Consider the following 25,859-nt stretch of genomic DNA (forward strand, 5'->3'; position numbering starts at 1 on the left):
TCCAATCTTTTTTGTTTCAAGTTTTTGGGAATTTCAAGAGAATTTGTAACTGAAGAGATATTCAGTTGTAATTGTATGAAAATTCAGTATTATGATATACTGACTACATTGTGAAAAAAAGAAAGGGTGATACGATGAGCGAAACGAAAAAAATCTTAATCGGTCTCGCGCTAGGTGTTGTTGTTGGTCTCGGATTGGCGGGCTTGCCGGATAATGTTTATGAGATTGTGAATCCGTATATTTTATCTCCGGTCGGAACGATCTTTTTGAATTTAATTAAAATGTTAGTCGTACCGATTGTCTTCTTCTCAATTATTTTAGGCGTCATGGGTCTCGGGGACCCGAAAGAACTAGGTCGAGTCGGGTCGAAGTCGATTCTGTTCTTCTTAGCGACGACAGCGCTCGCGATCATGTTAGCGATGGGTGTTGCATCCGTCTTACAGCCAGGGGAGCGTGGGGACTTCCCAACGACAGGTCTTGAATTTGAATCAACAGCGACCGAGGAATCGTCTAATATCGTACAGACATTCGTCAATATGATTCCAACGAATCCGATTACGGCGCTCGCTGAAGGAAACATGCTTCAAATCATCGTCTTTGCGGCATTGATTGGGTTTGCGTTGATTGCCCTCGGGGACAAGGCGAAGACGTGGCGTCAATTCGTCAAACAAGGCGATCGCATCATGATGTACTTGATTCATCTTGTGATGAAGCTCGCTCCATACGGCGCATTCGCATTGATTGCTTCTGCAATCGGGGGCATCGGTCTCGACGCGGTTGTCGCAATGGCGTGGTATATGATTGCCGTCGTCTTGACGCTATTCTTACATGCAACGATTGTCTACGGGGCATCGGTTTACTTCATCGGGAAGATGAGCCCAGTCTTCTTCTTCAAGAACTTCTATGAGGCGATGACGTTCGCGTTCTCGACTTCTTCGTCAAATGCGACGCTTCCAGTATCGATGGAAGTCGCACAGAAAAAACTCGGTGTGCCGCGTTCGATTTCGTCGTTCGTACAGCCACTTGGGGCAACGGTCAACATGGACGGAACAGCGATCATGCAAGGGGTTGCGACGATTTTCATCGCGCAAGTGTTCGCTTCTGACTTAACAATGACTCAGTTGTTGACGGTCGTCATCACGGCGGTCCTCGCTTCGATCGGTACAGCGGGTGTACCGGGAGTCGGACTTGTCATGCTTGCGCTCGTCCTTCAGTCAGTCAACTTACCGGTAGAGGGAATCGCCCTCATTATCGGGGTCGACCGTATTCTCGATATGCTTCGCACATCTGTCAACATCACGGGGGATGCGGCATGTGCGGTTGTCGTTTCGAAATTGGAAGAAAAACATCTACCACCAGTCGACGAAGACTCGTGGGATGAAGCAGGTGCGACCTCTTCATCATCGCTATGATATAGTGAAGGACCATGACGACATGTCGTGGTCCTTATTTTGTGAATAGAAAGAGTGATGGTTATGGAATGGGAACTGCTCCCGCTCCCTTTATTTTTGATGATCAGTATTTTACTGAATAGTGTGATTGCGGTCGCCGGTGTCATCCCAAGTGCTTTTCTAACAGCCATCAATGTGAGTGTCCTCGGTCTCGTGCCGGGTATCCTCGTATCGATTGTCGGGGAGGCAGTTGGCGCCGTCGTGAGTTTCATCCTTTATCGAAAAGCCCTACACCGTTATGTTTCCCCAAATGGTAGCCCATTTCAACGGCTTCGGAAGTCCGAAGGAACCGAGGCTTGGTTTCTCGTCCTCGGGATGCGTCTTATGCCATTCGTTCCTTCTGGTCTCGTCACGTTATCGGCGGCGTTCAGTCGCATGACGCTCGCCTCGTTCGCTGTAGCAAGTACGATTGGAAAGATTCCTGCCTTGATTATGGAAGGACTGGCGGTGACGGCAGCGATGCAGTTAACGATTGGATGGCAGCTGTTTTTAGTTGGTGTCGTCGCCATTACGTATCTTTTGTGGCGAATGCGTCAAAGAAGTGGCGAGAAAATGTGACAAAACGCTTCGACGAAACGTTTGCCGGTCGTCTTTTTCCGCAGCATGGTCCAATCGATTAAAATGGATTCATCAAAGTCCTTTAGAAATGCCTCGTGCAGTTCTTGAATGGATGTAGTATCGAATTGGGCAATCATCATCTCGTGGTTGAGAAACATACTACGAAAGTCGAAGTTGGCTGATCCGACGAGGGCAACGTTACCATCAATCAGGAGCGTTTTCGCATGGATGAAATGGCGGTTGTATTTATAAATTTTGATATTGCGCTTCAACAGTTGTTCAAAATAATACTCGGTCGCATGAAAGCTGAACCATTCGTCTCCTTTGCCCGGTACGACGATTCGGACATCGATGCCGCTACGACCTGCGACTTCAAGAATGGCCAATAGTTCAGGTGGGGGGACAAGGTATGGGGTGGTGAGCCAAATCGATTCTTTGGCATCCATCAACAGACGCATGAGTCCATCGCGAATCGTGACGTCTTTACCAGGCGATGTGACGAGTAGTTGTGTCGCACCGTTTTGCCCTTTCGGTTCATTCACAAAGTACTGACAGAGGTGCTCTTCATCTGCGAACAAATCCCATGTTTCATCACTCGTCCCTTGTCCTGCGTATAGCCAGTTCTCGACAAAGAGCTGTTGCAATTCTCGGACGAGCGGACCTTCAAGACGGAGATGGGTGTCACGCCAAAAACCGAGTTTATCATTCTTCCCAAGATATTCATCCCCGACATTCAACCCGCCTGTTAGCGCGATTCGCCCATCCACGACAATCAGTTTTTGATGATTGCGGAAGTTGGCGTTAAACACCAGGTACGGATGCAAAACGGGGTCGAACGCCTGAACGTGGACACGGGACTCCCGTAACGGTTGGATAAACTCTTCCCCGATTTCTTGGCTACCGAGTCCGTCATACAGAAAGCGGACAATGACATTTTCATTCGATTTTTGAATGAGGGCGTCTCTAACTTTTAACGAAATGTCATCCGTCCGAAAGAGGTAGTATTGGATGTGGATATGATTGGTTGCACTGTTGATGGCGTCTAACAATGCATCAAATTTCTGTTCACCGTTGACGAGTAGTTTAGTCGAAGTATGACCATCGGCACCGGATGCGCCTAATTTTTCGAGTGTCCGTGTCAACGGGTAAGACGACACAATATCAGGTGAAGTTTCAATTTTCTCGCTTTCGATTGCTTGCCGTAGCATCCGGATCTCTGAGGACGTTCGTTTGAAGCGTCGATGCCGGCGTGGCGTACGGCCAAACATGACCCATGCCAAGACACCGATGAATGGAATGAAGAAGACGGTTAGTAACCAGGCGAGCTTTCCTTGAGGTTGTACTTGGTCAAATAGAATCTGCCATCCGACGATGAGCGGTGCGACGATGGCAATCCCGATTAGTACGGGTATGAGGACATCGAGCCAAAACAAAAGACCGATAAGCAAGATGACACTGATGACCATGATGATCAGTTGAATCACGCGACGTTTCAAAGGAAACACGACCTTTCTATAGTTCGATGAACAATGAAAACGAGGGGAATCCCCCCTCGTTTTTTAGTACACGCTGTTCAAAACAGCATTGATTTCGTCGGGATAACGAACGAAGAAGTACATATTCGCGTACAACCGTTCCTCCTTTCGAGAGAGTCCATAACTATTCATCTCTTACCCTTTTTTTCATATCTAAAATCAAGGTGTTGTTGGCGCATGAATGAAAGAAAAGCACCGGATGTCGACGAAGTCGATTCCTGTGCTTTTGAACGTGATGACTTATGTGATTTCAATCTTGTATTGATTGGCAGGAGCCGGTTTTCCGAAGAAATATCCTTGCGCTAAATCGAATCCGAGCTCACGACAGACATCTGCTTCTTCCATACGTTCTATCCCTTCAGCAAGAAGGGTGATGCCCATCGAATGGGTTAACGCACGCACTTGTTTGAGGAAAGCGCGTTTTTCAGCGTCTTCATCACAAAACGAGATATAGGAACGGTCAATTTTGACATAGTCCGGTTCAAGTCGCTTCAACATATCGATTGTCGAGAAGCCTGCCCCGACATCGTCTAATGCAACTTTCATCCCCCGCTTTTTATATGTCGAAAATACGTGTTGGAGATGATCGACGTCATGTACCTTCTCCGTCTCCACGACTTCAAAGATAAAGCGGTCTGGGCTGAGGTCATATCGGTCAATGATGTCAAACGTGTGCTGGAGACAATAGTCCGGGTTATAAATGGTCGAAGGTAAGAAGTTGATGAACGTCTTTTGCTGAGGGGCGACGGCTTCAAACGTTGCTTTGATTGCTTCCGCGCGGGCACGTTGATCGAGTTTCGAATGGAGACCGAAACGGTTTGCCGTCCGGAATAGGTCACCAGGTGAAATGTTGGCGCTACTGCGGAGGAGCGCTTCATATCCGAACGTTTCCGTTGAATCGAGGAAGATGATCGGTTGGAGGTGACTCTCGAACGTGCCGTGCTGAATCTGTTCAATGATGTGCCGATGCGCAAGCTGATCTTTTAGTGCTTCGACCTCGAGCGGAGGCGTCTGACTTTTCGAGTTATAATCGACACAGTAAACCGTTCCTTCCGCATGCAGAAGGAGCGTATCGAGTTCTTCAAACGTTTTGTAAGAGTATTCCTTGAATTTCGTGACGAGTGTTCCTTGAGCAATCAAAGGAATGGTTGTGTTACAAGCAGCACAGGGTGACCACATACTATTCCACCTTTCGATTCAGAATTGGTTCAATCAGTATATCGGCAACGTATCACAAAAAACTCACATTCAAGACCGATCCCGCAAAAAAATCGTGCAAAATGGGTACAGGTTTTGTATACTTCCTATCGTATGATTAAGAAGCGCCTCAAAACGCCACTCGCATACGAACAACTTTTTGAACAGAAAGGGGTTCTATCGATGGACCAAAAATTAAAATTATGGTTTACGGAGCACCAAACAGAAGATTACGGGATTACGTTCCGTGTAAACCACGTTTATGAGAGCGAACAAACGGAGTTTCAACGACTAGAGATGGTCGAAACGGACGAGTTCGGAACGATGTTGTTACTTGACGGGATGGTCATGACGACGGATAAGGACGAATTCGTCTATCACGAGATGGTCGCACACGTCCCACTCTTTACACACCCGAATCCGAAGCATGTGCTCGTAGTCGGTGGGGGAGACGGCGGTGTCATCCGTGAAATTATGAAACACCCATCAGTAGAAAAAGCGGTTCTCGTAGATATCGACGGGAAAGTTATTGAATATTCGAAGAAATACTTACCAAATATTGCGGGTGAGCTCGACAACCCGCGTGTTGAAGTCATCGTCGGTGACGGATTCATGCATATCGCGAAGTCAGAAAACGAATACGATGTCATCATGGTCGACTCGACTGAACCGGTCGGACCAGCAGCCAACCTCTTCACAAAAGGGTTCTATGCAGGGATTTCAAAAGCGCTCAAAGAGGATGGCATCTTTGTGGCTCAAACGGATAACCCATGGTTCACACCAGAACTCATCCAAACGGTTCAACGTGACGTGAAGGAAATCTTCCCAATCACGAAGTTGTACACAGCAAACGTACCGACGTACCCGAGTGGCATGTGGACGTTCACGATCGGTTCGAAGAAATACGACCCGGAACAAGTATCAGCTGAGCGGTTCCATGACATCGAAACGAAGTACTATACGCCGAAGCTTCACAATGCAGCGTTCGTTCTTCCGAAATTCGTGGAGGACTTAACAAAATGATTAAGCGTTTCGATGAAGCCTACTCAGGTAAAGTGTTTATCGCCAGCCTCCCAGAGGTGACAGAGGCGAAGACGGTTCTTTACGGGATGCCGATGGACTGGACAGTCAGCTTCCGTCCAGGCTCGCGTTTCGGTCCGAACCGGATTCGTGAAGTATCGATTGGACTCGAGGAATATAGCCCGTATTTAGACGGTGACTTGGCTGATGCCGCGGTGTACGATGCAGGAGATATCCCGCTTCCATTCGGGAACGCACCGAAGTCGCTCGATATGATCGAGGCGTTCGTCAAAGATGTCGTCAAAGCAGGTAAGTTCCCACTCGGCATGGGCGGTGAGCACCTTGTCACATGGCCGATCATCAAAGCGATGCACGACGTTTACGGCAACGACTTTGTCATCCTCCACTTGGATGCGCATACGGACCTTCGAGATGAGTATGAAGGCGAGCCGCTCTCACACTCGACTCCGCTCAAAAAAGCGGCAAACTTGATTGGACCATCGAACTGCTATTCGTTCGGAATCCGTTCAGGGATGAAAGAAGAGTTTGAGTGGGCTCGTGAAGTCGGCTACAACATGCATCAATTTGAAGTGATCGAACCACTCAAACGCGTCTTAGCGACACTCGCTGGCAAAAAAGTATACGTCACGATCGACATCGACGTCCTCGACCCGTCAGCGGCACCAGGGACAGGGACGCAAGAAATCGGTGGCATCTCAACGAAAGAATTGCTCGAAGCGGTACATGCGATTGCAAACGCAGACCTCGACATCATCGGTGCAGACCTTGTCGAAGTGTCACCGGCATACGATCAGTCAGATATGACTGCCATCGCAGCAGCTAAGATTCTTCGTGAGATGATGATTGGATTCGTGAAGTAAATGCGGAAAAAGGGTCAGCTGGAAATGGAAATGAGCGCTCGGATTACCCAATGGGAGAAAGAATATTTGGGTCGCGGGTCATTGACGTGTAAGGCAGACCTGCTTCGAGATCTCGCCATCGTCACACTCCAAGGCGTGTTGACGCCGGCCGAGTATGACTTGGCTACTAAGTCGTCAGGTCGCGAGCAATTGAAGAAATATCGCAACAATCTCGTCGAATCAGGACGGAGTCAACTCGAAACGATTGTCGGGCAAGTACTTGGTCGTTCGATTGTCTCGCTCCATACGGACATCAGTACGAAAACAGGGGAGCGTCTCATCGTGTTCCGACTAGATGCCCCTTGGGATCAAACCGATTGACAACGAAACGTTACCTTCTTAAAATGAAAGGTAGAGACGTATATAGGAGCGACTGGACGAGTCATGATGAAGCGTGCTTTCGAAATCTTATGACGGAGCTACTGACCAATTCAATAAACCGACAGTTGTCGGCCTGATGGAGCGATCATTCGAGCCGTCGGCATACAGCGCACGCCTTCTTTAGGTGTGCGCTTTTTTGTCGCTAAGCAAGGAGGAAGATGTATGGAATTGTTTTTATTTTTATTGACGAGCGCCCCGGTACTACTGTTCGTGACGGGCGTCATCGCCGCAGTCGGAAAATCAAACTTAAAGATCCCGGATTCGCTGAGTACGACGCTCAACATTTACTTACTGCTTGCCATTGGACTAAAGGGAGGCATGGGACTCGCCTCGGTATCTTTTGAAGACATCGCATTACCGCTGACCGTGACGCTGTTGATTGGAATTTTGCTACCGCTTCTCGCATTTTATGTCGGAGGAATGTTCAAATTCTCATTCCCTGAGCGAATTGCCATGGCTGCGACGTTCGGCTCGGTGTCACTCGTCACCTATGTAGCAGCATCGACACAGCTCGAGCGTCTCGGGATTGCGTACGAGCCGTTCATGACAACACTAGTCGTCGTCCTTGAAATTCCCGGCCTGATTGTGGCGTTACTGCTGTATAATCAGACACACGTGATGGGAATCACGGCTACGTCAGGGAAGGCGAACTCTCTATCGGTGTTGCGGGAGAGTTTGTTCTCGAAAAGTATTCTCTTGATGTTTGCAGGTCTGATTGTTGGACTGGTGACACCAGACGCCACACCGCTCAAACCATTTTTCGTCGACTTGTTCCCGGGCGTTTTACTCTTATTCTTACTAGGTCTAGGAATGAAAGTCGGACAGCAGTTGAAAACGGTCCCGTCATATGGACTAAAATTTATGATGATGGGGATGGTGTTTCCGTTAGTCGGAGCACTTGTCGGCTTTTTTGCAGCGGGGATTGCCAATTTATCTGACGGCGGAACGATCCTCTTGATGACACTCGCAGCGAGTGGGTCGTATATCGCCGCTCCCGCCATGTTACAAGCCTCGGTCCCAGAAGCGAAACCATCATTTTATTTGACCCTTTCGCTAGCTGTCACGTTCCCGTTCAACCTGTTAGTTGGAATCCCGCTATACATTGCAATCGTCACATGAAAAAAGCGTCGACTCGAAAAGAGTCGGCGCTTTTTGTATGAGTTCATCTGTATGAGCTACTGTTTTACTTTTTGCTCCTCCATACATTTTAACGCGGCCGTCCAGCTTCCGAACAAAACATTGATCGTCGATGTGCTCGGGACGTTTCGACCTTCGGCCCATTTCCGGTAGTGTAGGATACTAAAGTGCGGGAGCTCCGTTTTGGCTAACTGCAAGGCATCAATGACATCTTCCTCATCCCATTTACGTTTCGGTGGAGCGATATCCAAGACAAAAAGCGCATAGCTCCATGAACCGTATTTACGAGCGATTGTCGCTACCGTCGGATAGCCTTTTTCTTGTGCCCATACGGCGTAATGTTGGGACGTGAGGCGCTCTAGCTTTTCAGAGGCTTCAATCAAGGCTTGAATGATCCGTTCTTCATTGTTCCGTACCGTCGTCGTTTGAAGCTTGGCTTCGCGTAACGCATTCGACCACGAACCGAACCGGCTGCTGATCAGCGTCAAAGAAGGGGCTTGAGAGATTTTTGCCCAGGCACGATACGTTTGGCTCGTGAAGAGTTCAAGTTCTTCTGATGCCTCAATCAGTGCCGTCAAAATGTCTTCATCTGAATAATAGCGATACAACATCTTAATCTCCGCCGCTTGAACGGCTTCCCGCCAAGAACCAAATTTGTAAATCACGGTCGATAGGGAAGGAACGTCTTTGTTTCGGGCCCATAGTGTGTACTGTTTTGTGTCAAATTCTTCAAGTTCATTCGCTGCTTGTCTTAGGCATGAGAGGATCTGTTGCTCTGTCCATCGTTTCATCGTGATGTCTCTCCTTTTCAGAAGCAAGTCGTGGCTTCAAAGGTCATGGTGTGGTTAAACAATGGTGGTCCTGAAGGAAAGCTCGAATATGTGTCCGGTGACGAGATATGAAAAGGGAGGAACCTGAATCGATTGACTACTTTGGGAGAATGCGACATTCGCAAAATCTCAAAGTGAAAATAATCCAAATGTCCTACCTTCTACTTCCCATAATACCCATATAAATTAAAAATATTCACAAAAGAAAGTAAGAACTCATTACACATTTGTTAAACCGTTTCATGACGAAATGTCATTCGTATCAAAAAGCTATTCTTTTCTTTTGGATTGTGAATCTTGAACGGGTACTTATCTAGCATCAACTCGAAGCTGATTGGGATGGAAGGTGGTGAAAGGATGAGTACTCCAACTGTTCGGTCTCCCATTGATCGAAAAAATGCGCTCTTGATGTTACTCGATATCACGATTGCAGGGCTCGCGATTTTTGTGACGTTTGACCTATTCTTTGTGAATGATCCGACGGTAACGTCTGACCCGCTAGATTTGATCACGATTCTCGGATTGAAGACGCTCGTTCTTCTCATTTTAGGATGGGTGACTCGGGTATACCGAATCGACTGGCGATATGGATCGATGCGTGAGCTGCAACTACTGGCGATTGTGTTGGTCATGAGTGACACGTTCGTCTTATTCGCATCATACGTATTATTGGATGGCTTTTCCTATCAAGCAATTTTTATTCAAAGCTTACTCGCATTTAACGGAATGTTATTTATCCGACTCGTTGCTAGGACACGATCGTTTTTCCGATTTCACGCACCGGTGTCGAATGGAAAAGCTACCTTGGTTATCGGTGGTGGGGAATCGGGTCAAAAAATCATTAAAGAACTGAAAGAGCATCGAACGAATGTGCTGCATGTGGTCGGGGTGTTGGATGATAATCCATTGCTTCACCGTCTCTACATTCACGGGACACCGGTCATCGGTTCAATCGATTTATTAGAACGCAAAATTGAAGAGCTGAATATCGAAGTGGTCGTGTTGGCCATTCCTTCTCTTCCATACGGAAATCGAGTACAACTGTTGAAACGAATTGAGAAGACAGGCGTCGAATCCCATGCACTGCCAATGCTTGCGGAACTCGCATCCGGAAAAGTCTCATTAAATGAGATTCGAGAAGTGGCCATCGAAGATTTGCTCGGCCGTGAACCGGTTCAGCTCGATGTTTCGGAGATTTCTCAAACGTTGAGTGGATTAACCATTTTAATCTCCGGTGCAGGAGGCTCGATTGGTTCAGAGCTTTGCCGTCAATTGATGAAATTCAATCCTGGCAAACTCATCCTGTTTGGACATGGCGAGAATAGCATATATGCAATCGATCGCGAACTCCGCTTACTCGGGTCTGATACAGAGATTTGTCCCGTCATCGGTGACGTTCAAGACCGGGCGCGGGTGATGGAAGTGTTTGATCAGTATCGACCGGACGTTGTCTATCATGCGGCAGCTCACAAGCACGTTCCGCTCATGGAAGACAATCCGAGAGAGGCAGTGAAAAACAATATTTACGGAACGAAGAATATGGTCGAAGCCGCCGATTTCTTTGAAGTGAAGCGGTTCGTCATGATCTCTACGGATAAGGCGGTCAATCCGACGAACGTGATGGGTGCCACGAAACGAGTAGCAGAAATGATTGTCCAACAGCAGGCGCGACATAGCGAAACGACATTCTCGGTCGTTCGTTTCGGCAACGTCTTAGGAAGTCGTGGCTCCGTCGTTCCGCTCTTTAAAGAACAAATTCAGCGGGGCGGACCGATTACGGTGACGCATCCAGAGATGACCCGATACTTTATGACCATCCCTGAAGCGAGTCGCCTCGTCATTCAAGCGAGCGTACGCGCAAACGGCGGCGAAGTGTTCGTACTAGATATGGGAAATCCCGTCAAAATCGTGGACTTGGCGAAACGGATGATTACCTTGAGCGGCTTCACCCTCGAGCAAATCCCGATTCAGTTCAGTGGCATTCGTCCTGGTGAAAAATTGTTCGAAGAACTGCTCGCAACGAGCGAACATACGAATCAAGTATATGAAAAGATTTTCGTCGGTTGTACAAGACCCTTTAAATCGGTCGATCCGATTTTGAAAACGATTGAATATCTACTCGATCAATCGAACGGCCTCACGTCTTTCTTGTTGTTTGTCGCAAATAACGAACTGCCAGAAGAAGTGATGGAAAGTATTTTTGCGCCACAAATCGAACCGGTAAGGATGCGAGTCAACGAGTCAACGCAAAGGAGGAAGTCGTTATGAAAAAAACAGTTCTCGTGACCGGAGTGGCCGGGTTCATCGGTTTTCATCTGGCTCGACGGTTGCTAAAAGAAGGACATCATGTCATCGGGATCGATGTGGTCAATGACTATTACGACCCGAAATTAAAAGAATCAAGACTTCATGTGTTGACGCATCCTCGTTTCAAACTCTATCGTGATGCCCTAGAAAATAAGATGGCGATCACGCGTGTCTTTGAAAAAAACCAACCTCAAATCGTGGTCAATTTGGCGGCTCAGGCCGGTGTACGCTACAGCTTAGAAAATCCGGATGCCTATATTCAATCCAACATCGTTGGTTTCCTGAACATCTTGGAAGCTTGTCGTTTCTATCCAGTAGAACAGTTGATTTATGCCTCATCGAGCTCGGTTTACGGTTCGAATCAGGCGATGCCATTTTCCGAACAACACCCGGTCGATCATCCGCTATCCTTGTATGCGGCTTCGAAGAAAGCGAATGAGTTGATGGCTCATACGTACAGCCATTTGTTTGGTCTAAAAACGACGGGGTTGCGATTCTTTAGCGTCTATGGGCCATGGGGGCGTCCCGATATGGCACTTTACAAATTTACGGAGGCGATTTTAAAAGGCGAACCAATCGATGTATACAACTATGGTGAGATGGAACGAGATTTCACATACATCGACGACATCATCGAGTCGATTGTCCGACTTATGGATATCGCACCGTTGGCAGATGAGGAGTTTGACTATGAACATCCTCTACCTGACCGAAGTGACGTTCCGTTTCGTGTCTATAACATTGGAAATCAGCAACCGGTATCTTTGATGGACTTTATTCGGACGATCGAAGAGCGAGTCGGGAAAAAGGCCATCCTCCGCTTGTTACCACTTCAGGCGGGAGATGTACCCGCGAGTTTTGCCGATTCCTCCTCTTTATATGAATCGATTGACTTTCAACCACAGACGTCGATTCGCGATGGCGTAAACGCGTTTATCGACTGGTACATCGCCTATCATCAAGTGTTGAAGGAGGGCATCGAGTAATGGGGATTTTACAGGATCGGATTTATGCACACTCACCGATTCGCCTCCAAAATTGGCTGGTTTCCTTATATGGAATCAAGTTATATCGGGAGCGATACGGTCAGTATTATGAGCAGGAATTGGAGCGACTGAGACGTGCTCCAAATGAAGCGTCACCTGATGCAAAACTCAATCATTTGAATCAATTCCTGCAGTTTTGTAATCAACACAACGTGTACTATCAACGACTCTTCAAAAAACACGGGGTTACCTTACCCATAAAGAGCTTAGAAGACTTTAAGCGGATTCCCCCTTTGGAGAAAGAGACGCTTCGAACGGATGAGACCATCTTTTCTAACCTTCATGCCCCGATCATCGGCATGACGGGCGGGACGACGGGTAAATCGATTCAGGTTCGTTTCACCGAATACGATTATCAAATGCGAATGGCGCATCTCGATTTTTTTAAAGAACAACATGGTTTTCGCCGTGGGATGAAGCGAGCTAGTTTTACAGGACGGATGATTTGTCCAGGTAATCAAAAAAATGCGGTGTATTGGCGGTACAATGCCCCGATGAAGCAAATGCTCTACTCGGTCGTGCATTCGAATCCGACGACGATTCCACACTACATCGATTCGTTGAACGAATTTCAACCGGCCGCACTCGACGGTTCACCTTCCGATATGATTGAAATCGCAAAATATTTGAAAACCCATCAAAAGACGTTATCGTTCCGACCGGTGGCTTTATTTCCGACCTCGGAGACGCTCACACCATCCGGACGCTTGTTGTTAGAAGAGATGTTCCAAGCGCCGGTTTACGATCAATATGCTTCTTCGGAAGGGGCTCCTATCGTTACGGAGTGTGAGTGCGGGAAGATGCACTTACGCCCTGAGATGGGAATCATCGAGACGGATGCGTTTGGAGAGGCGCTCGTCACCAGTTTCACGACGCACGGAACACCGCTGATTCGCTACCGCATCGGCGATCGGATGACCCTCAGTGAAGCGATGTGTCCATGTGGACGACAGGACACCATTATCGAGTCAATCGATGGTCGTCAAATGAACTATGTTGAGACGCCGGAAGGCTATAAGGTGTTTGAAGGAGATTTGACCGCAGCGGTTGGCGTGCTGCCGAACTCCATTATTCAAATCCAAGTGTTGCAACACAAAATAGACGAAATTGAGATGCTGTACGTGAAGGATGAGGCACGATTTGAGCCTGAACATGAAGTCGCGCTCCAAAAAGAAGTCGAGCGACTGTTTACTTCACGGATGAAAGTTCTTCTACGAGATGTGAAAAGCATCAAGAAAGAAAAGAACGGAAAAGTCCGAGTCGTGAAACGACTCTACACTTAGCGAGAGGAGACTACACCATGGCAGGGTTTGCGCTTCGTGATTTATACATGAGATCACCGATTCGATTACAACAATGGATGACGACATTGTATGGAATGAAACTATGGCAAGAACGGTACGGACGCACATATGAGCGTGAGTTAGTCGTTTTAGCCAATCGTCCAAAAGATGGGGTACTTGTCGCAGCCGATCAGTTGAAGCGACTCAATGCGTTTCTTGAATTCTGTGCGACGCACAATGCATATTATCAAAAACTGTTTGAAGAAAATGAGATTGTTCTTCCCCTTCAATCGATGGAAGAGTTGAAGCGCATCCCGATCCTCGAAAAAGAAACAGTTCGGAAAAATCCGGACATCCACTCGAACATCAAAACAGACATTCTTGGACGAACCGGTGGAACGACAGGGACGTCCCTACAAGTTCATTTTACGAAAGAAGACTATCAAAGACGTATGGCCCACGTCGACTTTTTCAAAGCACAGCACGGGTTTGTCAGAGGAATGAAACGAGCGAGTTTCACAGGACGGAAAATTTGTAATCCAAATCAAGAAAAACCTGTATTTTGGCGCTACAATCGACCGCTCAATCAACTGCTATTCTCGCTCTATCATGTCAATCCTCAGACCATCCCTCATTACATCGACGCATTAAATCGATTCAAGCCAGTCGTATTAGACAGTGCACCGTCTGCCATGATTGAAATCGCGAAATACATCAAAGAAAATCAGGTTCCACTTGAATTTCAATTACTGGCTATTTTTCCGACTGCCGAAACGATTACGCCTCAAGGAAGAGCCATCTTAGAAGAGGCGTTTAATGCCCCGGTATTTGATCAGTACGCGTCTTCTGAAGGCGCGCCGATTTTAACGGAATGTACTCATGGCAATATGCATCTCCACCACGAAACAGGCGTGATCGAGTCGTATGGGGATCACGAGGAAATTTTAGTGACGAGCTTTACGACCCATGGGACACCGCTCGTTCGTTACCGGATTGGCGATCGGATGAAAATTGGAGAGGGGACATGTGCTTGTGGACAGGGAGGAACATTCGTCACTTCCATTGAGGGACGCGAAAGCAATTATGTACTCACTCCGAACAAACAAAAAATCTACGAAGGAGATTTGACGACCGTTGTCCGAGTGTTACCCAACTCGGTCATCCAAACGCAGTATCGGCAACATGATTTGTATCATATCGAATTAAAATACGTCCCGGATCTTGAACGTTTCAAGCCAGAACATGAAGAGATTATGAGGAGCGAGCTTGAACTACTGTTCGGCAAAGAGGTCGTGATTACGTTGACCGCCGTGCAATCGATTCCTCGGGGACCGAATGGAAAAGTCATTGTGATTGATAAAACCGCATAATTCCGAATCTCAGGAGGCAGATGGACATGGATAAACTCATCTCAGAATCACGTACAACACGAAAAACCATTGCCAATCGTCACGTAGCTGTTGTCGGACTAGGATATGTCGGACTCCCTGTCGCTGTTGCGCTAGGTGGCGTAGGAGACGTCATCGGAGTAGACATCAATGAAACGCGTATCAATGAGCTTACCCTTCATCTCGACAGCACGCGAGAAGTTGAATCAGTAGACCTTGAGCAAGCAGCGGTCTTATATACGACGGATGTCGCCAAACTTGAAGAGGCGGATTTCATTATCGTGGCTGTGCCGACACCCATCAATGATCAAAATCAACCAGATCTAGGACCGATTTGTAGCGCGACTCGTGCTGTTGGAGCGCATTTGCGACCGGGCACGATTGTCGTATACGAATCTACGGTCTATCCGGGACTGACAGAGGAAGAGTGTATCCCATTACTTGAAAAAACATCGGGTCTCCGGGCCGGGATTGATTTTAAAGTCGGCTACTCTCCAGAACGAATTAATCCGGGCGACCGTGAGCATACATTCCGCACAATCAAAAAAGTCGTAGCTGCCGAGGATGAAGAAACACTCGATGTGGTAGCGGCTGTTTATGAGACGGTAGTCGATGCCGGCGTTCATCGCGCTTCCTCGATTAAAGTGGCTGAGGCGGCCAAAGTGATCGAGAATACACAGCGCGATTTGAACATCGCGTTGATGAATGAATTGGCCATCATCTTCGATCGCATGAACATCGACACGCTCGAGGTGTTAGAGGCTGCCGGGACGAAATGGAACTTCCTAAACTTCCGACCAGGTCTAGTCGGTGGTCATTGTATCGGCGTCGACCCATTCTATTTGACGATGAAGTCTGAGATGCTCGGTTATCATCCGGAAGTGATTTTAGCAGGTCGTCGAATCAACGAGACGATGGGACGTTTCGTCGCCACATCCCTGATTAAAACGATGATCAGTCAAAACATGGCCATTCTCGGATCGCGCGTGACGGTCCTCGGGATGTCCTTCAAAGAGAACGTCAGTGATATTCGCAATTCGAAAGTGGCTTCCTTGATTCGAGAGGTCGAGGAGTTCGGCCTAGAAGTGCAAGTGTGTGACCCGCTCGTCGATCCGGAAGAGGTGCGACGAGAGTATGGAATCGACGTCAAATCATACTGTGACTTAAAACCAGCGGACGTCGTCATCTATGCCGTGTCTCACGATGAATTCGTTCAAGAAGGATGGACGATTGCGAAACGCCAGCTGAAGTTAGGCCGTGGTATCGTCATTGACTTGAAAGGCATGCTCGATCGTGCGATGAAGCCGGAGGAGGTGCACTTATGGCGCCTTTAAAAATCCTCCAGTTCTGCGCCGTCGATATGACAGCGGATGTGTTGCTACGTCCTCTCATTGAGTCGCTGAAGGCGGAAGGACACGAAGTCGACGTCGCATGTGCTTACGGTGATCGGACGGATCGTCTTCGGGACGAAGGATGGGTCATTCATACGTTGCCAATCGATCGAAAGTTTAGCCCGAAGCGTAATCTACAGACCATTCAAGAGTTGGTGAGGTTATTGCGCCGCGAAAAATATGATGCCATTCACGTCCACACCCCGGTGGCCGCAGCGTTAGGAAGAGTTGCGGCCCGCATTGCCAGGACACCACATATTCTCTATACCGCACATGGATTTTACTTCCACGAACGAATGGGTCGAATCGCATACGAACTCGTCTTCTGGTTAGAGAAATCACTCGCGGCATTAGCGACCGATTGGTTGTTGCTCCAAAGCGAGGAAGATTACTCACTCGCTAAAACAAGACATTTCAAAGAGGACGAACGATTGATGCATCTCGGAAATGGGATTGATTTAAATCGATTTTATCCGACAGAGAAACACATTTCCCCAGAACATTTAAAGTTCTTGTTTGTCGGAAGGCTCGTTCAAGAAAAAGGAATCCTAGATTTACTTCAGGCGTTCGATGAACTGACGAAACGCTATCCGAACGCGACGTTGACGATTGCTGGAGAGTTGATGACGAGTGAACGTGATCAAGAGACGGCGAAACAAGTCGAGGCGCATTTAGCCCAAAATCCACAGATTCATTACGCCGGATTCGTTCGGGATACCCCCTCTTTATTTGCAGCACACGACGTCTTTTTACTTCCCTCTTATCGTGAAGGATTGCCACGCTCTATTCTTGAAGCCATGGCGTCCGGATTACCTGTCATCGCTACCGATATCCGTGGCTGTCGAGAAGAAGTCACGGATGGGGAAACCGGCTTTCTCGTTCCGGTCGGTCGACCTGAGGCACTGACCTTGGCGATGCGCTGGTTCATTGAACATCCTGAACAGTGTTATTCATTCGGGCAACGTGGTCGCGAAGTGGTCGAAGAAAAATTTGACGAAACGAAAATTTTAAGTCGTCAACTTCACCTGTTCGCACAAATTAGTAGCCGTGAAGTGGGATGAACCGATACGTCAATCACGTAAGGGGGAGGCGACATGGGAAAGCAACAACTGATTGATCACTTACAAGAGGCTTCTTCGGACGGTCGCCTCACCATCTACATGTATCAGAAATGGCAAAAGATTCACGGCGGGGCAACCGTGGTGGAATTATTAGAAATGTACGGATCATGGTCGAATGTACTGCGTTTGGCTGGGTTGGAACAGCAAACGCCACGGTTCACAAAGAAGGAAATGATTCAAATGCTTCGTGAAGCGGCGAAAGAGCATGATTCATTCAATAGTGCCGATTATCGAAAGTGGGCCATGACCAATGATGCACCGACGTTGACAGAGGTCGTCATTCAGTTCGGATCGTGGAAAGTGGCACTGATTGAGGCGAATTTGAAGAGTATCATCTCGTTCGATCAAAAATGTGAAATCATCCAATCATTACTTGATGCCAATGAAGAGCTTCATCCATTGACGTCGACCGCTTATGCCAAATGGGCCAAGCAGAACCAACGTCCGAGTATCACGAAAGTGGTGAGGCGTTTCGGGTCTTGGTCCCAAGCGTTAGACGAGATTGGCATCTCAACGCGAGAGCTGTTCACGGAGAAGCAAATGATGGACGCGCTACACGAGGCAGATGAACATTTGACCGCTCTCTCGCCATGGGGTTATGAAGTGTGGCAAAAAGAAAAGGGCAATCGTCCGACATTAAAAGACATTCAACAAATGTTTGGTTCATTTGATGTGGCGGTCCGAGAGATGCGTCAAACCGCAAACCAAAGTGGAGGGAGATGAGAAAATGCGAGTTGTACTCTGCACGGGCGACCACTGGAGTTCAACACTTGTCTATCAAGCGATACGGGATTTAGGCGTCACACATGTGATCATGGAAGATGGTCCGACACCGACGCATGTCAACACGTGGAAAGAACTTCTGACACAATCGTACATTTCCTTCCTGACTCCCATAATGCGGAGGTTCAGTCGAGAACGAATCGCGGAGTTGCAGTCGCGGTATGCTTTCTGTGACGATTCGATTCCGGAACAGCGTATGACGCGTGTCGTTTCCTTACAAGATAAAAAAGCGGAACATACGATTCGACACCTGCAACCGGACGTCATCATCATGTACGAAGTTGCGGAAATGAACGAACGATTGTTACAAGAAATGAACTGTCCCATCTTAACCATCACCCCATCGATGGCAGTGGGACAACGAGAAGCATATTGGGGATTCCATAACCACACATCGAGAAAAGAAGTTCGACTTTGCCAGTGGACGAAGAAAGGATGGACCCCACTAACGAGTGAAGTAATCTATACAGGTGGAACGGACAACTTCTCGACCTTCCCTTATATTTATTTGGCGACGAGTCTCCCGATGTTACAAAAACATCTTCAAATAGGACCGCAAGAAGACACCGAGCGACGAAAAAAAGTCCAAGCCTGAGGCTTGGACTTAACTGTTCGCGATACAATAGTATTGGATGGCCTCGTTATAATACGCAGCGAGCTCCGGCTCGAAGCGATCATAAAATGCGGTGAATCGTTCATCCGTCACATACATCTGTCCGAGTCCACTGAACATATCGAGTGAACAGTCGTAAAAGTGTGTGTCGATGAACAGATGATTGTCTTTCACAATCGATTGAACTCGGTCGTCATCGATTGCGATTTGTGAACGAAATAAATCAACGAGTGGCGCAATCAAATCGAGTTGCATTTGATTGATGCGTTCCCAGTCCGCTTTCGATCGCTTCTGCGCACGTTCTTGTGCTGTCTTGTAAGCTGAAGTCTCTCCCCAACGTTCCTGCACTTCCTCTTGATGTTTCGCCTCGTGAGCTTGAATCTCCTCATAAGATAATCCATCAAATAATGACTTGTCATCCATTGGAATCCCTCCTTTGAGTGAGGTGAGGGTCGCTTCTGCCGTCTCGGCAAGCTTAGCGAAATAGGCTGCTTTCTGTCGCAACGCCTCGATATGTCCACTCAACACATCAATCCGGTTGAACGTCGTTGAATCAAGCAATTCTCCGATTTGATCGAGAGGAACATCGAGCGTGCGATAGAGTAAGATGAGTTGCAACCGTTCCGCATCGCGCGAAGAATAACGCCGATAGCCGTTGGCGTCACGGTTCGCAATGAGAAGACCGATTGCGTCATAATGTCGAAGCGTTCGTGTTGTCGTTCCAGCGAGTGACGCAAGTTGTTGAATCGAATACATCCCTTCACCTCCTTAGTCAAAGCGTAAAGGTTGACGTCACGTCAAGGTCAAGCCTTTTTTTCAAACAGTGAGAATCCATTTCGTTCGCCGATATAGTGGAAACCGAACCGAGGATAGTAGTTATTTAAGAAGGCGTTATCGGCAACACAGTCCAATCGAATGGTCGAAGACGTGTTTGCTAAGGCATGCTGCATCAAACGTTCCCCGATGCGTTCACCTTTTGCACTCGAGTCTGTGACGAGTCGATGCAAGTAGACGGCACCGTCCGGGTCGTCCCATAGATTATGGTCCCAGTCAGTCGGAGGAATCAGGCTGACGGCACCGACGACTTGCTGATCTCGTTCGTAGACAAACACCGTCCCGTTCGTCAAATCGTGACGGACATAGTCGGAACGACTCGGCTCTAAATATTTGACCCATTGCGACTTTCCGGCTACTTGGAACTCTTTTGCTTTCTTTAAAATCAATTGATCGACTGCTGAAAAATCCTCAAGTGTAGCAAATCGAAACATGATGAAGCACCTCGCTTTCATTTCTTTTCAAAATCGTGTAGGGTACACGTTGAGTATGCTGATGAAACATCTTTGTATCATCGAATGTTTTTTGGTAAGATAAATTTATTGCATCGTGCAAACGATTGCGCTAATGATATAAAGTTCACAGCACGAATAAGATAAGTATAAATGATGAGCAGTGAGTTTTGGGATAAGGAGTATCTAGATCACATGCAACTTTTACAACGAGAACAACAAACACAAACGCTTAAACGCAACTGGTGGAAAGAAGCCGTCGCCTATCAAATTTATCCTCGTAGCTTTTATGACGCGAATGGGGACGGAATTGGAGACATTCAAGGAATCATTGATAAGCTCGACTATTTGAAAGACCTCGGTATTGATGTTATCTGGATTTGCCCGATGTATAAATCGCCAAACGATGATAACGGTTATGACATTAGTGACTATCAAGATATCATGGACGAGTTCGGTACGATGGAAGACTTCGACCGCTTATTGGACGAAGTGCATCAGCGCGGTATGAAGCTGTTGCTCGACCTCGTCGTCAACCATACGTCGGATGAGCACCCTTGGTTCATTGAATCGAAGAGCTCAAAAGACAATCCGAAGCGCGACTGGTATATCTGGCGCGACGGAAAACCGGACGGGTCGAAGCCGAATAACTGGGAATCGATCTTTGGTGGCTCGGCTTGGGAATTCGATGAAACGACGGAGCAATACTACTTGCATGTCTTCTCGAAGAAACAGCCGGACCTCAATTGGGAAAATCCTGAGATGCGTACAGCGGTATACGATATGATCAACTGGTGGCTCGAAAAAGGGATCGACGGGTTCCGTGTCGATGCAATCAGCCACATCCGCAAGAACCCGACGTTCGCCGACTTGCCAAACCCGAACGACCTCGACTTTGTACCGTCGTTCGAGATGCACATGAACGTGGACGGAATTCACGACTATTTAGAAGAGCTTCGTGACGAGACGTTCAATAAACATGACATCATGACGGTCGGTGAAGCGAACGGCGTCTCACCTGACGATGCCCATCTATGGGTCGGTGAAAAGGAAGGGAAGATGAACATGGTCTTCCAATTCGAACACATGGACCTTTGGAGTGAAGATGTCGATTCGAAACTCGATGTCGTTCACTTGAAGAACGTGTTGACGAAATGGCAAAAAGGACTTGAGGCCGATGGATGGAACGCCCTTTACGTCGAAAACCATGACCAGACGCGTACGGTCTCGAAATGGGGAGACGATGAGCGTTACTGGAAAGAAAGCGCGAAGTCGATTGCGATGATGTACTTCCTCATGCAAGGGACGCCGTTTATCTATCAAGGTCAAGAGATCGGGATGACGAACGTCAAATTCGATTCGATCGATCAATATGATGACATCGCGACACGCAACCGCTACTATATCGGTGTCGAACAAGGGAAGAGTCATGACGAGATGATGCGCATCACGTGGAACTCGTCACGCGACAACACGCGTACACCGATGCAGTGGAGTGATGCCCCGAACGCCGGATTCACGTTCGCAGAGCAGCCATGGGTCGGCATCAACCCGAACTATACGGATATCAACGTCGAATCACAGCTTGAAGATGAGGACTCAATTTTTAACTTCTATAAAGAGATGATTCAACTTCGTAAAGATAATGAGACGTTTGTTTACGGGGCATATGATGTCGTCTTGCCGGAACACCCGGAAGTCTATGCGTATACGCGTACGCTCGGTGACACGCAGTACCTCGTCGTCACGAACTTGACGGCGAAAGAGACGATGTTTGATATGGATCAGACACTTCGTGCGCAAGATGTCGTCTTGAGCAACATGCCGGTTGAAGGCGATGCGGAATCATCGCTCCTTCACTTGAAACCGTTCGAAGGTCGCGTGTATAAAATTAGCTAATTTTTCAGAACTTCAAGGTCGTGGACGAAAATTCGTCTACGGCCTTTTTTTGTTGGAAAAAGGGGATAACGGCGACTCATGCGAACTCCTTATAGGGAGATGAGAAGGAGGAAACGTAAATGAAACTGTTATTAACGTCAGCAGGTATTAAGAACGAAAGCATCAAACGAGCACTTCTCGAGTTATTAGACAAGCCGATTGAAGAGTGTAATGCACTCTGTATCCCAACAGCCATTTATGCGTTGAACGGGGGAACGAAACACGCATGGAACTTTTTCAATGGGGATTTCTCGACGCCGATGTGTGAGTTGGGCTGGAAGTCGGTTGGGGTGCTCGAACTGAGCGCACTCCCGAGTATCGATGAGTCGGTGTGGAGACCGGCGTTTGATAAGGCAGACGTATTATTGGTGAATGGGGGCGATCCGCTCTTTCTCTACCATTGGATGAAACAGTCCGAGGTAGCCTCGCTGCTCCCGTCCTGGAAAGGTGTCTACGTCGGATTGAGTGCAGGTAGCATGGTGATGACACCACGAATTGGAGAAGCGTTTGTCGGATGGCGCGCATCCGATGAGCAGAGCGATGAGACGTTAGGGTTTGTCGACTTCTCGATCTTTCCACATCTCGACCATGACATGTTGCCGGGGAACACGTCACGTCATGCAGCAGATTGGGCGGAAGCGCTACAGGCACCGGCTTATGCGATTGACGACGAGACGGCGATTCGCGTGAAGGATGGGAAGGTCGATGTGATTTCGGAAGGGAATTGGAAGAAGTTTTTCTGACTGTATAAAAGCAATAGGAAGGGGACCTGAGAGATTGAACCGATTTACTCATCAACGAAAAACGAATCGAATCATCGTACGACCGTTAGAGAAACAAGATTATGAAGCGTGGTTAAGTGGATTTACAAATCGTCGTATTTCGCAACACGTGTACGATCCCGGGAAATTAGACATGAGCGACTGTACGTCCGTTTGGTTTGACCAGCTAGTCGACAATCATCAGGCACTTGCGCTTGAAGACGAGGCACATGTTTTCGCCGTTTTCCGGCTTGACGATGGGATACATCTCGGCATGGTGGATTTTTCTACCTTGGCGCGAGATGCGTTTCAATGGGGGAGGGTCGGGTATACGATTCATAATCAACATTGGGGTCAGGGGTATGGGACAGAAGCAGTCGACCTGGCGATGCGTATTGCTTTTGACGACTTGAACTTTCAACGAATCGAGGCACATATCAATCTCGATAATAAAGCATCCATTCGTCTCGCGGAGCGTGTCGGCATGTCGTATGAGTGCACGAGAGAAGGGTTTATCTTTGAGAACGAAGATTGGGTAGACCATCTCGTCTATGTGAAAACGAAGCGCCGTCGATAGAACGACTCCTACCACATATGGTACGATGAATTGACGGAAAGGGGGATGAGCATGGCGATTGAACCACTTCGCGTGCGTGTCCAGCAAACAACACGGATGAGTGACATGCCAGAGTCAATCGAGCTCTCGGCAGACGGTTTATACTATCCATTGAAGACTGGCTTTATTTTAATGTTTGACCAACAACAAGAGGACGGGGCGGTCCCGACGACAATCAAGTACACGCCGGAACGATTGGCGCTGATTTGTAAGGGACCGATTGAGATGAACCACTCCTTCATCGAAGGTCGCTTCACGCAAAGCTTATATAAGAATCCATATATGTCGATGACGATGGCGACGACGACATCGCGCCTCGATGTCTCGGAAGAATCATGTACGTTCGTATATGAGTTGTCCATGAATGAAGAAGATGTTGGCATATATGAAGTACATGTCACGTGGACATTTGAAGGAGGAGAAGACTGATGAACTTTACAGAACGCGTAAACAAGATTGAAGAGATGTTGAACGAAGACTGGTTCGAGATGCTCGAAACGAACGAAGAAGAGTACGAAGAGTGGCGCGGTCGCCTCGAGGACCACGCTGAACAAGTTATCATGCATTACGACCAAGAGAACGGGGTCGATGTCAATTCGATTGATAAATTGCTTCAATTGAACGATGAGTTCCCGCTCCTTTACGGGGAAGACACCGTTCGCCTGTACATCGCACTTATTGAGGCGCGGTCAGAAGACAAAGCGGTCTACGATCGGTACGTCGATTATTTAGCAGCCATCAGTGATGCATCGCACGAACAGTTTTTACATTTCCATACGCTCGTCGAGGCAGGACGGTTAGAAGAAGCGAGACAACTTGCTCCACACATGCCGCAACGTCTCGGACTCGAAGGATAAGCATACCGAAAGTGTCATCTGAACAAGGTGGCACTTTTTTTCATGCCTGAAAGGGGACAAACTTTGATGAGAACGTCTATTTTATTTCAATTGTGCGTTCCCTAAGATGAAGGAACAAGGAAATCAATTTAGAGAACACGAATGGAAAGGAATAAAGGGGGAAATGGGATGTTAAGACTAATCAAGACGTCTGTCGATCAAAAAGAACAGATTCTCGCATTTTTAGAGGAATGGTACGAGCGGGATGAGCGGATTGTCCCGACCTCGGTGGACCGTGAAACGACAGACTTCGAGGCGTACGTCAACACATTACGTCAGAAAGAGTTACGTGAGAACATAGAGGAAGGCTGGGTCCCGAGCACGACGTATTGGCTCACAGATGGAGAAGAGCTTCTCGGGGCGGCGAACATTCGTCACGAGTTGAATGAATCACTTTTGAAGATTGGTGGGCATGTCGGGTACGGGGTGAAACCGAGTGCGCGCGGGCGCGGACTCGCTACCATCCAACTACAACTTGCGCTTGAGAAAGTGAAAGAGCTCGGAATCGAGCGTGCACTCATCACGTGTAATCGGACAAACGTCGCTTCTCGTCAAGTCATTTTAAACAATGGGGGCGTCGCGGACACACCGTATACGGAAGAAGACGGGACGATCGTCGAGCGGTTTTGGATTGACTTGAAAGGGTGAAGACGAGATGGCGAACTGGATTATCATCTATTTGGCGCTGATTAATTTCTTCGGCATCTATTTGTTCCGGGAAGAGACCGTTCCCTCAAAGAAATGGTTCTCATTCTCGAGCGGAATCGCCATCACGTACTTCTTCATGTATCTTTTGCCGTCTCTGAACAAACGCCAGGACACGCTTCGTGTCGATTGGTTGAATTTGGCGTTACCTTCTGAGATTTATATCGTCAGTCTTATCGGATTCACGGTATTTTATGGCACGATGCGGTTCGTTCGAACCCCTCACTTTCAAGATGAGGCGGTCGATCGGACCGTTTCGTATTGGCTACAGGTGACACTTCTCACGGCCTATATGTCCTTTTCGGCGTACGTGGTGACGGCCGACTCGGTGACATTCGTTGCAAGAAGCTTCTATGCGACAGCGCTCGGCGTGCATTTTTTAGCGCTCGGTCATGACTTAAATCGCCATTATGGTGAACGTTACATGCGACAAGGACGCTATTTGTTGAGTGGTGGGATTTTGCTCGGTGGGTTCTTCTCACGCTGGATTGACTTGGCCGCGCACGTTGAGGCGCTCTGTTTTGCCTTCGTGGCCGGAGCGATGATTCTCAATATCGTGAAGTTTGAACTCCCATCGGATCGAAATCTGCACTTCCGCACGTTCGTATTGGCCGTGTGCAGTTATGGGGGATTATTGCTCATCTTGAAACATCTTCTAAACTTCTGACGAGAACTTCATAAAAATGAATGACTGTT

At 47.8% G+C, this 25,859-nt stretch carries 26 protein-coding genes; 21 read left to right on the forward strand and 5 right to left on the reverse strand.

Going from position 1 to position 25,859, the window contains the following annotated elements:
• The first annotated feature begins 134 nt into the window (after window positions 1-134).
• Together KNO70_RS01080 and KNO70_RS01085 are read left to right on the forward strand one after the other, a co-directional pair.
• Window positions 135-1,412 (forward strand): dicarboxylate/amino acid:cation symporter, encoded by a 1,278-nt coding sequence (locus tag KNO70_RS01080; protein ID WP_214810824.1) that lies wholly within the window; start codon window positions 135-137, stop codon window positions 1,410-1,412.
• Window positions 1,413-1,475: 63 nt separating this feature from the next.
• Window positions 1,476-2,009: a TVP38/TMEM64 family protein gene (locus KNO70_RS01085; protein ID WP_251030052.1), complete on the forward strand. Its 534-nt coding sequence runs from the start codon at window positions 1,476-1,478 to the stop codon at window positions 2,007-2,009.
• Here the strand turns inward: KNO70_RS01085 and cls are convergent.
• Together cls and KNO70_RS01095 are read right to left on the reverse strand one after the other, a co-directional pair.
• Complete coding sequence (cls, locus tag KNO70_RS01090) at window positions 1,985-3,514, reverse strand: cardiolipin synthase (RefSeq protein WP_353047470.1); 1,530 nt, start codon at window positions 3,512-3,514, stop codon at window positions 1,985-1,987. The two genes, KNO70_RS01085 and cls, sit on opposite strands and share 25 nt — an antisense overlap.
• A gap of 270 nt (window positions 3,515-3,784) precedes the next feature.
• Complete coding sequence (locus tag KNO70_RS01095) at window positions 3,785-4,723, reverse strand: EAL domain-containing protein (RefSeq protein ID WP_214810841.1); 939 nt, start codon at window positions 4,721-4,723, stop codon at window positions 3,785-3,787.
• Between the two features lie 201 nt (window positions 4,724-4,924).
• Here KNO70_RS01095 and speE point away from each other — a divergent pair, with 201 nt between their 5' ends.
• The 4 genes from speE (at window position 4,925) to KNO70_RS01115 (ending at window position 8,181) form a co-directional block, all read left to right on the forward strand.
• Window positions 4,925-5,764: a polyamine aminopropyltransferase gene (gene speE, locus KNO70_RS01100; protein WP_012727429.1), complete on the forward strand. Its 840-nt coding sequence runs from the start codon at window positions 4,925-4,927 to the stop codon at window positions 5,762-5,764.
• A complete protein-coding gene (gene speB / locus KNO70_RS01105; RefSeq protein ID WP_214810843.1) occupies window positions 5,761-6,642 on the forward strand; it encodes an agmatinase in 882 nt (293 codons plus the stop codon). The genes speE and speB overlap by 4 nt, the downstream gene beginning before the upstream one ends.
• On the forward strand, window positions 6,643-7,002 hold the full coding sequence (locus KNO70_RS01110) for a Na-translocating system protein MpsC family protein (RefSeq protein WP_214687592.1): 360 nt from the start codon (window positions 6,643-6,645) through the stop codon (window positions 7,000-7,002).
• Window positions 7,003-7,224: 222 nt separating this feature from the next.
• Window positions 7,225-8,181, forward strand: a complete 957-nt coding sequence (locus tag KNO70_RS01115; protein WP_214687590.1) for a sodium-dependent bicarbonate transport family permease — start codon at window positions 7,225-7,227, stop codon at window positions 8,179-8,181.
• A gap of 56 nt (window positions 8,182-8,237) precedes the next feature.
• Here the strand turns inward: KNO70_RS01115 and KNO70_RS01120 are convergent, their stop codons facing one another.
• Window positions 8,238-8,990, reverse strand: coding sequence for a homing endonuclease associated repeat-containing protein (locus tag KNO70_RS01120; RefSeq protein ID WP_214810846.1), 753 nt, complete (start codon window positions 8,988-8,990; stop codon window positions 8,238-8,240).
• A 396-nt stretch (window positions 8,991-9,386) separates the two neighbouring features.
• Between KNO70_RS01120 and KNO70_RS01125 the strand changes: the two genes are divergently transcribed.
• The 8 genes from KNO70_RS01125 to KNO70_RS01160 are packed head-to-tail and all read left to right on the forward strand — an operon-like array spanning window position 9,387 to window position 18,943.
• Window positions 9,387-11,297, forward strand: coding sequence for a polysaccharide biosynthesis protein (locus KNO70_RS01125; RefSeq protein WP_214810848.1), 1,911 nt, complete (start codon window positions 9,387-9,389; stop codon window positions 11,295-11,297).
• Complete coding sequence (locus KNO70_RS01130) at window positions 11,294-12,322, forward strand: NAD-dependent epimerase (RefSeq protein WP_214810850.1); 1,029 nt, start codon at window positions 11,294-11,296, stop codon at window positions 12,320-12,322. The genes KNO70_RS01125 and KNO70_RS01130 overlap by 4 nt, the downstream gene beginning before the upstream one ends.
• Window positions 12,322-13,665, forward strand: a complete 1,344-nt coding sequence (locus KNO70_RS01135; protein ID WP_214685415.1) for a phenylacetate--CoA ligase family protein — start codon at window positions 12,322-12,324, stop codon at window positions 13,663-13,665. Before KNO70_RS01130 ends, KNO70_RS01135 begins: the two co-directional genes overlap by 1 nt.
• Window positions 13,666-13,682: 17 nt before the next feature.
• Window positions 13,683-15,035 carry a phenylacetate--CoA ligase family protein gene (locus KNO70_RS01140; RefSeq protein ID WP_214685417.1) on the forward strand — a complete coding sequence of 451 codons (1,353 nt, stop codon included), beginning with the start codon at window positions 13,683-13,685 and terminating at the stop codon, window positions 15,033-15,035.
• Between the two features lie 26 nt (window positions 15,036-15,061).
• Complete coding sequence (locus KNO70_RS01145; RefSeq protein WP_196431291.1) at window positions 15,062-16,387, forward strand: nucleotide sugar dehydrogenase; 1,326 nt, start codon at window positions 15,062-15,064, stop codon at window positions 16,385-16,387.
• A complete protein-coding gene (locus KNO70_RS01150) occupies window positions 16,375-17,505 on the forward strand; it encodes a glycosyltransferase family 4 protein (protein WP_012727419.1) in 1,131 nt (376 codons plus the stop codon). Before KNO70_RS01145 ends, KNO70_RS01150 begins: the two co-directional genes overlap by 13 nt.
• A gap of 33 nt (window positions 17,506-17,538) precedes the next feature.
• Window positions 17,539-18,288, forward strand: a complete 750-nt coding sequence (locus KNO70_RS01155) for a hypothetical protein (RefSeq protein WP_078147699.1) — start codon at window positions 17,539-17,541, stop codon at window positions 18,286-18,288.
• 4 nt (window positions 18,289-18,292) lie between these two features.
• A complete protein-coding gene (locus KNO70_RS01160) occupies window positions 18,293-18,943 on the forward strand; it encodes a hypothetical protein (protein ID WP_078147698.1) in 651 nt (216 codons plus the stop codon).
• A 9-nt stretch (window positions 18,944-18,952) separates the two neighbouring features.
• Here KNO70_RS01160 and KNO70_RS01165 read toward each other — a convergent pair whose 3' ends face one another.
• Window positions 18,953-19,717 (reverse strand): MerR family transcriptional regulator, encoded by a 765-nt coding sequence (locus tag KNO70_RS01165; RefSeq protein WP_214810852.1) that lies wholly within the window; start codon window positions 19,715-19,717, stop codon window positions 18,953-18,955.
• Between the two features lie 47 nt (window positions 19,718-19,764).
• Entirely contained in the window at window positions 19,765-20,229 is a 465-nt protein-coding gene (locus KNO70_RS01170) for a GNAT family N-acetyltransferase (protein ID WP_214810862.1), read from the reverse strand.
• A gap of 213 nt (window positions 20,230-20,442) precedes the next feature.
• On the opposite strand from KNO70_RS01170, the gene KNO70_RS01175 reads away from it, so the two are divergent.
• The 7 genes from KNO70_RS01175 to KNO70_RS01205 all read left to right on the forward strand — a co-directional run bounded on the left by KNO70_RS01175 (window position 20,443) and on the right by KNO70_RS01205 (window position 25,830).
• Window positions 20,443-22,146: a glycoside hydrolase family 13 protein gene (locus KNO70_RS01175; protein WP_214810865.1), complete on the forward strand. Its 1,704-nt coding sequence runs from the start codon at window positions 20,443-20,445 to the stop codon at window positions 22,144-22,146.
• Window positions 22,147-22,265: 119 nt separating this feature from the next.
• On the forward strand, window positions 22,266-22,928 hold the full coding sequence (locus KNO70_RS01180) for a Type 1 glutamine amidotransferase-like domain-containing protein (protein ID WP_214810867.1): 663 nt from the start codon (window positions 22,266-22,268) through the stop codon (window positions 22,926-22,928).
• Window positions 22,929-22,962: 34 nt separating this feature from the next.
• On the forward strand, window positions 22,963-23,523 hold the full coding sequence (locus KNO70_RS01185; protein ID WP_214810876.1) for a GNAT family N-acetyltransferase: 561 nt from the start codon (window positions 22,963-22,965) through the stop codon (window positions 23,521-23,523).
• 51 nt (window positions 23,524-23,574) lie between these two features.
• Window positions 23,575-23,991: a YwiB family protein gene (locus tag KNO70_RS01190; RefSeq protein WP_078147692.1), complete on the forward strand. Its 417-nt coding sequence runs from the start codon at window positions 23,575-23,577 to the stop codon at window positions 23,989-23,991.
• Window positions 23,991-24,419 carry a hypothetical protein gene (locus KNO70_RS01195; protein ID WP_078147691.1) on the forward strand — a complete coding sequence of 143 codons (429 nt, stop codon included), beginning with the start codon at window positions 23,991-23,993 and terminating at the stop codon, window positions 24,417-24,419. The genes KNO70_RS01190 and KNO70_RS01195 overlap by 1 nt, the downstream gene beginning before the upstream one ends.
• A gap of 168 nt (window positions 24,420-24,587) precedes the next feature.
• Window positions 24,588-25,106, forward strand: coding sequence for a GNAT family N-acetyltransferase (locus KNO70_RS01200; RefSeq protein ID WP_214734831.1), 519 nt, complete (start codon window positions 24,588-24,590; stop codon window positions 25,104-25,106).
• A 7-nt stretch (window positions 25,107-25,113) separates the two neighbouring features.
• The gene (locus tag KNO70_RS01205; RefSeq protein ID WP_214810879.1) at window positions 25,114-25,830 is read left to right on the forward strand and encodes a hypothetical protein; all 717 of its coding nucleotides are present in this window, start codon (window positions 25,114-25,116) and stop codon (window positions 25,828-25,830) included.
• The last annotated feature ends 29 nt before the right edge of the window (window positions 25,831-25,859 follow it).

This window comes from Exiguobacterium sp. s181 (assembly GCF_018617125.1).
Classification (GTDB): domain Bacteria; phylum Bacillota; class Bacilli; order Exiguobacteriales; family Exiguobacteriaceae; genus Exiguobacterium; species Exiguobacterium profundum.

Coding starts and splice junctions, on each gene's coding strand:
- KNO70_RS01180 (WP_214810867.1), top strand. CDS start 22,266: ATGAAACTGTTATTAACGTCAGCAGGTATTAAGAACGAAAGCATCAAA.
- KNO70_RS01195 (WP_078147691.1), top strand. CDS start 23,991: ATGAACTTTACAGAACGCGTAAACAAGATTGAAGAGATGTTGAACGAA.
- KNO70_RS01165 (WP_214810852.1), bottom strand. CDS start 19,717: ATGTATTCGATTCAACAACTTGCGTCACTCGCTGGAACGACAACACGA.
- KNO70_RS01140 (WP_214685417.1), top strand. CDS start 13,683: ATGGCAGGGTTTGCGCTTCGTGATTTATACATGAGATCACCGATTCGA.
- KNO70_RS01145 (WP_196431291.1), top strand. CDS start 15,062: ATGGATAAACTCATCTCAGAATCACGTACAACACGAAAAACCATTGCC.
- speE (WP_012727429.1), top strand. CDS start 4,925: ATGGACCAAAAATTAAAATTATGGTTTACGGAGCACCAAACAGAAGAT.
- KNO70_RS01160 (WP_078147698.1), top strand. CDS start 18,293: ATGCGAGTTGTACTCTGCACGGGCGACCACTGGAGTTCAACACTTGTC.
- KNO70_RS01135 (WP_214685415.1), top strand. CDS start 12,322: ATGGGGATTTTACAGGATCGGATTTATGCACACTCACCGATTCGCCTC.
- KNO70_RS01155 (WP_078147699.1), top strand. CDS start 17,539: ATGGGAAAGCAACAACTGATTGATCACTTACAAGAGGCTTCTTCGGAC.
- KNO70_RS01115 (WP_214687590.1), top strand. CDS start 7,225: ATGGAATTGTTTTTATTTTTATTGACGAGCGCCCCGGTACTACTGTTC.
- KNO70_RS01170 (WP_214810862.1), bottom strand. CDS start 20,229: ATGTTTCGATTTGCTACACTTGAGGATTTTTCAGCAGTCGATCAATTG.
- KNO70_RS01190 (WP_078147692.1), top strand. CDS start 23,575: ATGGCGATTGAACCACTTCGCGTGCGTGTCCAGCAAACAACACGGATG.
- KNO70_RS01205 (WP_214810879.1), top strand. CDS start 25,114: ATGGCGAACTGGATTATCATCTATTTGGCGCTGATTAATTTCTTCGGC.
- KNO70_RS01095 (WP_214810841.1), bottom strand. CDS start 4,723: ATGTGGTCACCCTGTGCTGCTTGTAACACAACCATTCCTTTGATTGCT.
- KNO70_RS01175 (WP_214810865.1), top strand. CDS start 20,443: ATGCAACTTTTACAACGAGAACAACAAACACAAACGCTTAAACGCAAC.
- KNO70_RS01200 (WP_214734831.1), top strand. CDS start 24,588: ATGTTAAGACTAATCAAGACGTCTGTCGATCAAAAAGAACAGATTCTC.
- KNO70_RS01130 (WP_214810850.1), top strand. CDS start 11,294: ATGAAAAAAACAGTTCTCGTGACCGGAGTGGCCGGGTTCATCGGTTTT.
- KNO70_RS01080 (WP_214810824.1), top strand. CDS start 135: ATGAGCGAAACGAAAAAAATCTTAATCGGTCTCGCGCTAGGTGTTGTT.
- KNO70_RS01125 (WP_214810848.1), top strand. CDS start 9,387: ATGAGTACTCCAACTGTTCGGTCTCCCATTGATCGAAAAAATGCGCTC.
- KNO70_RS01110 (WP_214687592.1), top strand. CDS start 6,643: ATGCGGAAAAAGGGTCAGCTGGAAATGGAAATGAGCGCTCGGATTACC.
- KNO70_RS01150 (WP_012727419.1), top strand. CDS start 16,375: ATGGCGCCTTTAAAAATCCTCCAGTTCTGCGCCGTCGATATGACAGCG.
- KNO70_RS01085 (WP_251030052.1), top strand. CDS start 1,476: ATGGAATGGGAACTGCTCCCGCTCCCTTTATTTTTGATGATCAGTATT.
- KNO70_RS01120 (WP_214810846.1), bottom strand. CDS start 8,990: ATGAAACGATGGACAGAGCAACAGATCCTCTCATGCCTAAGACAAGCA.
- speB (WP_214810843.1), top strand. CDS start 5,761: ATGATTAAGCGTTTCGATGAAGCCTACTCAGGTAAAGTGTTTATCGCC.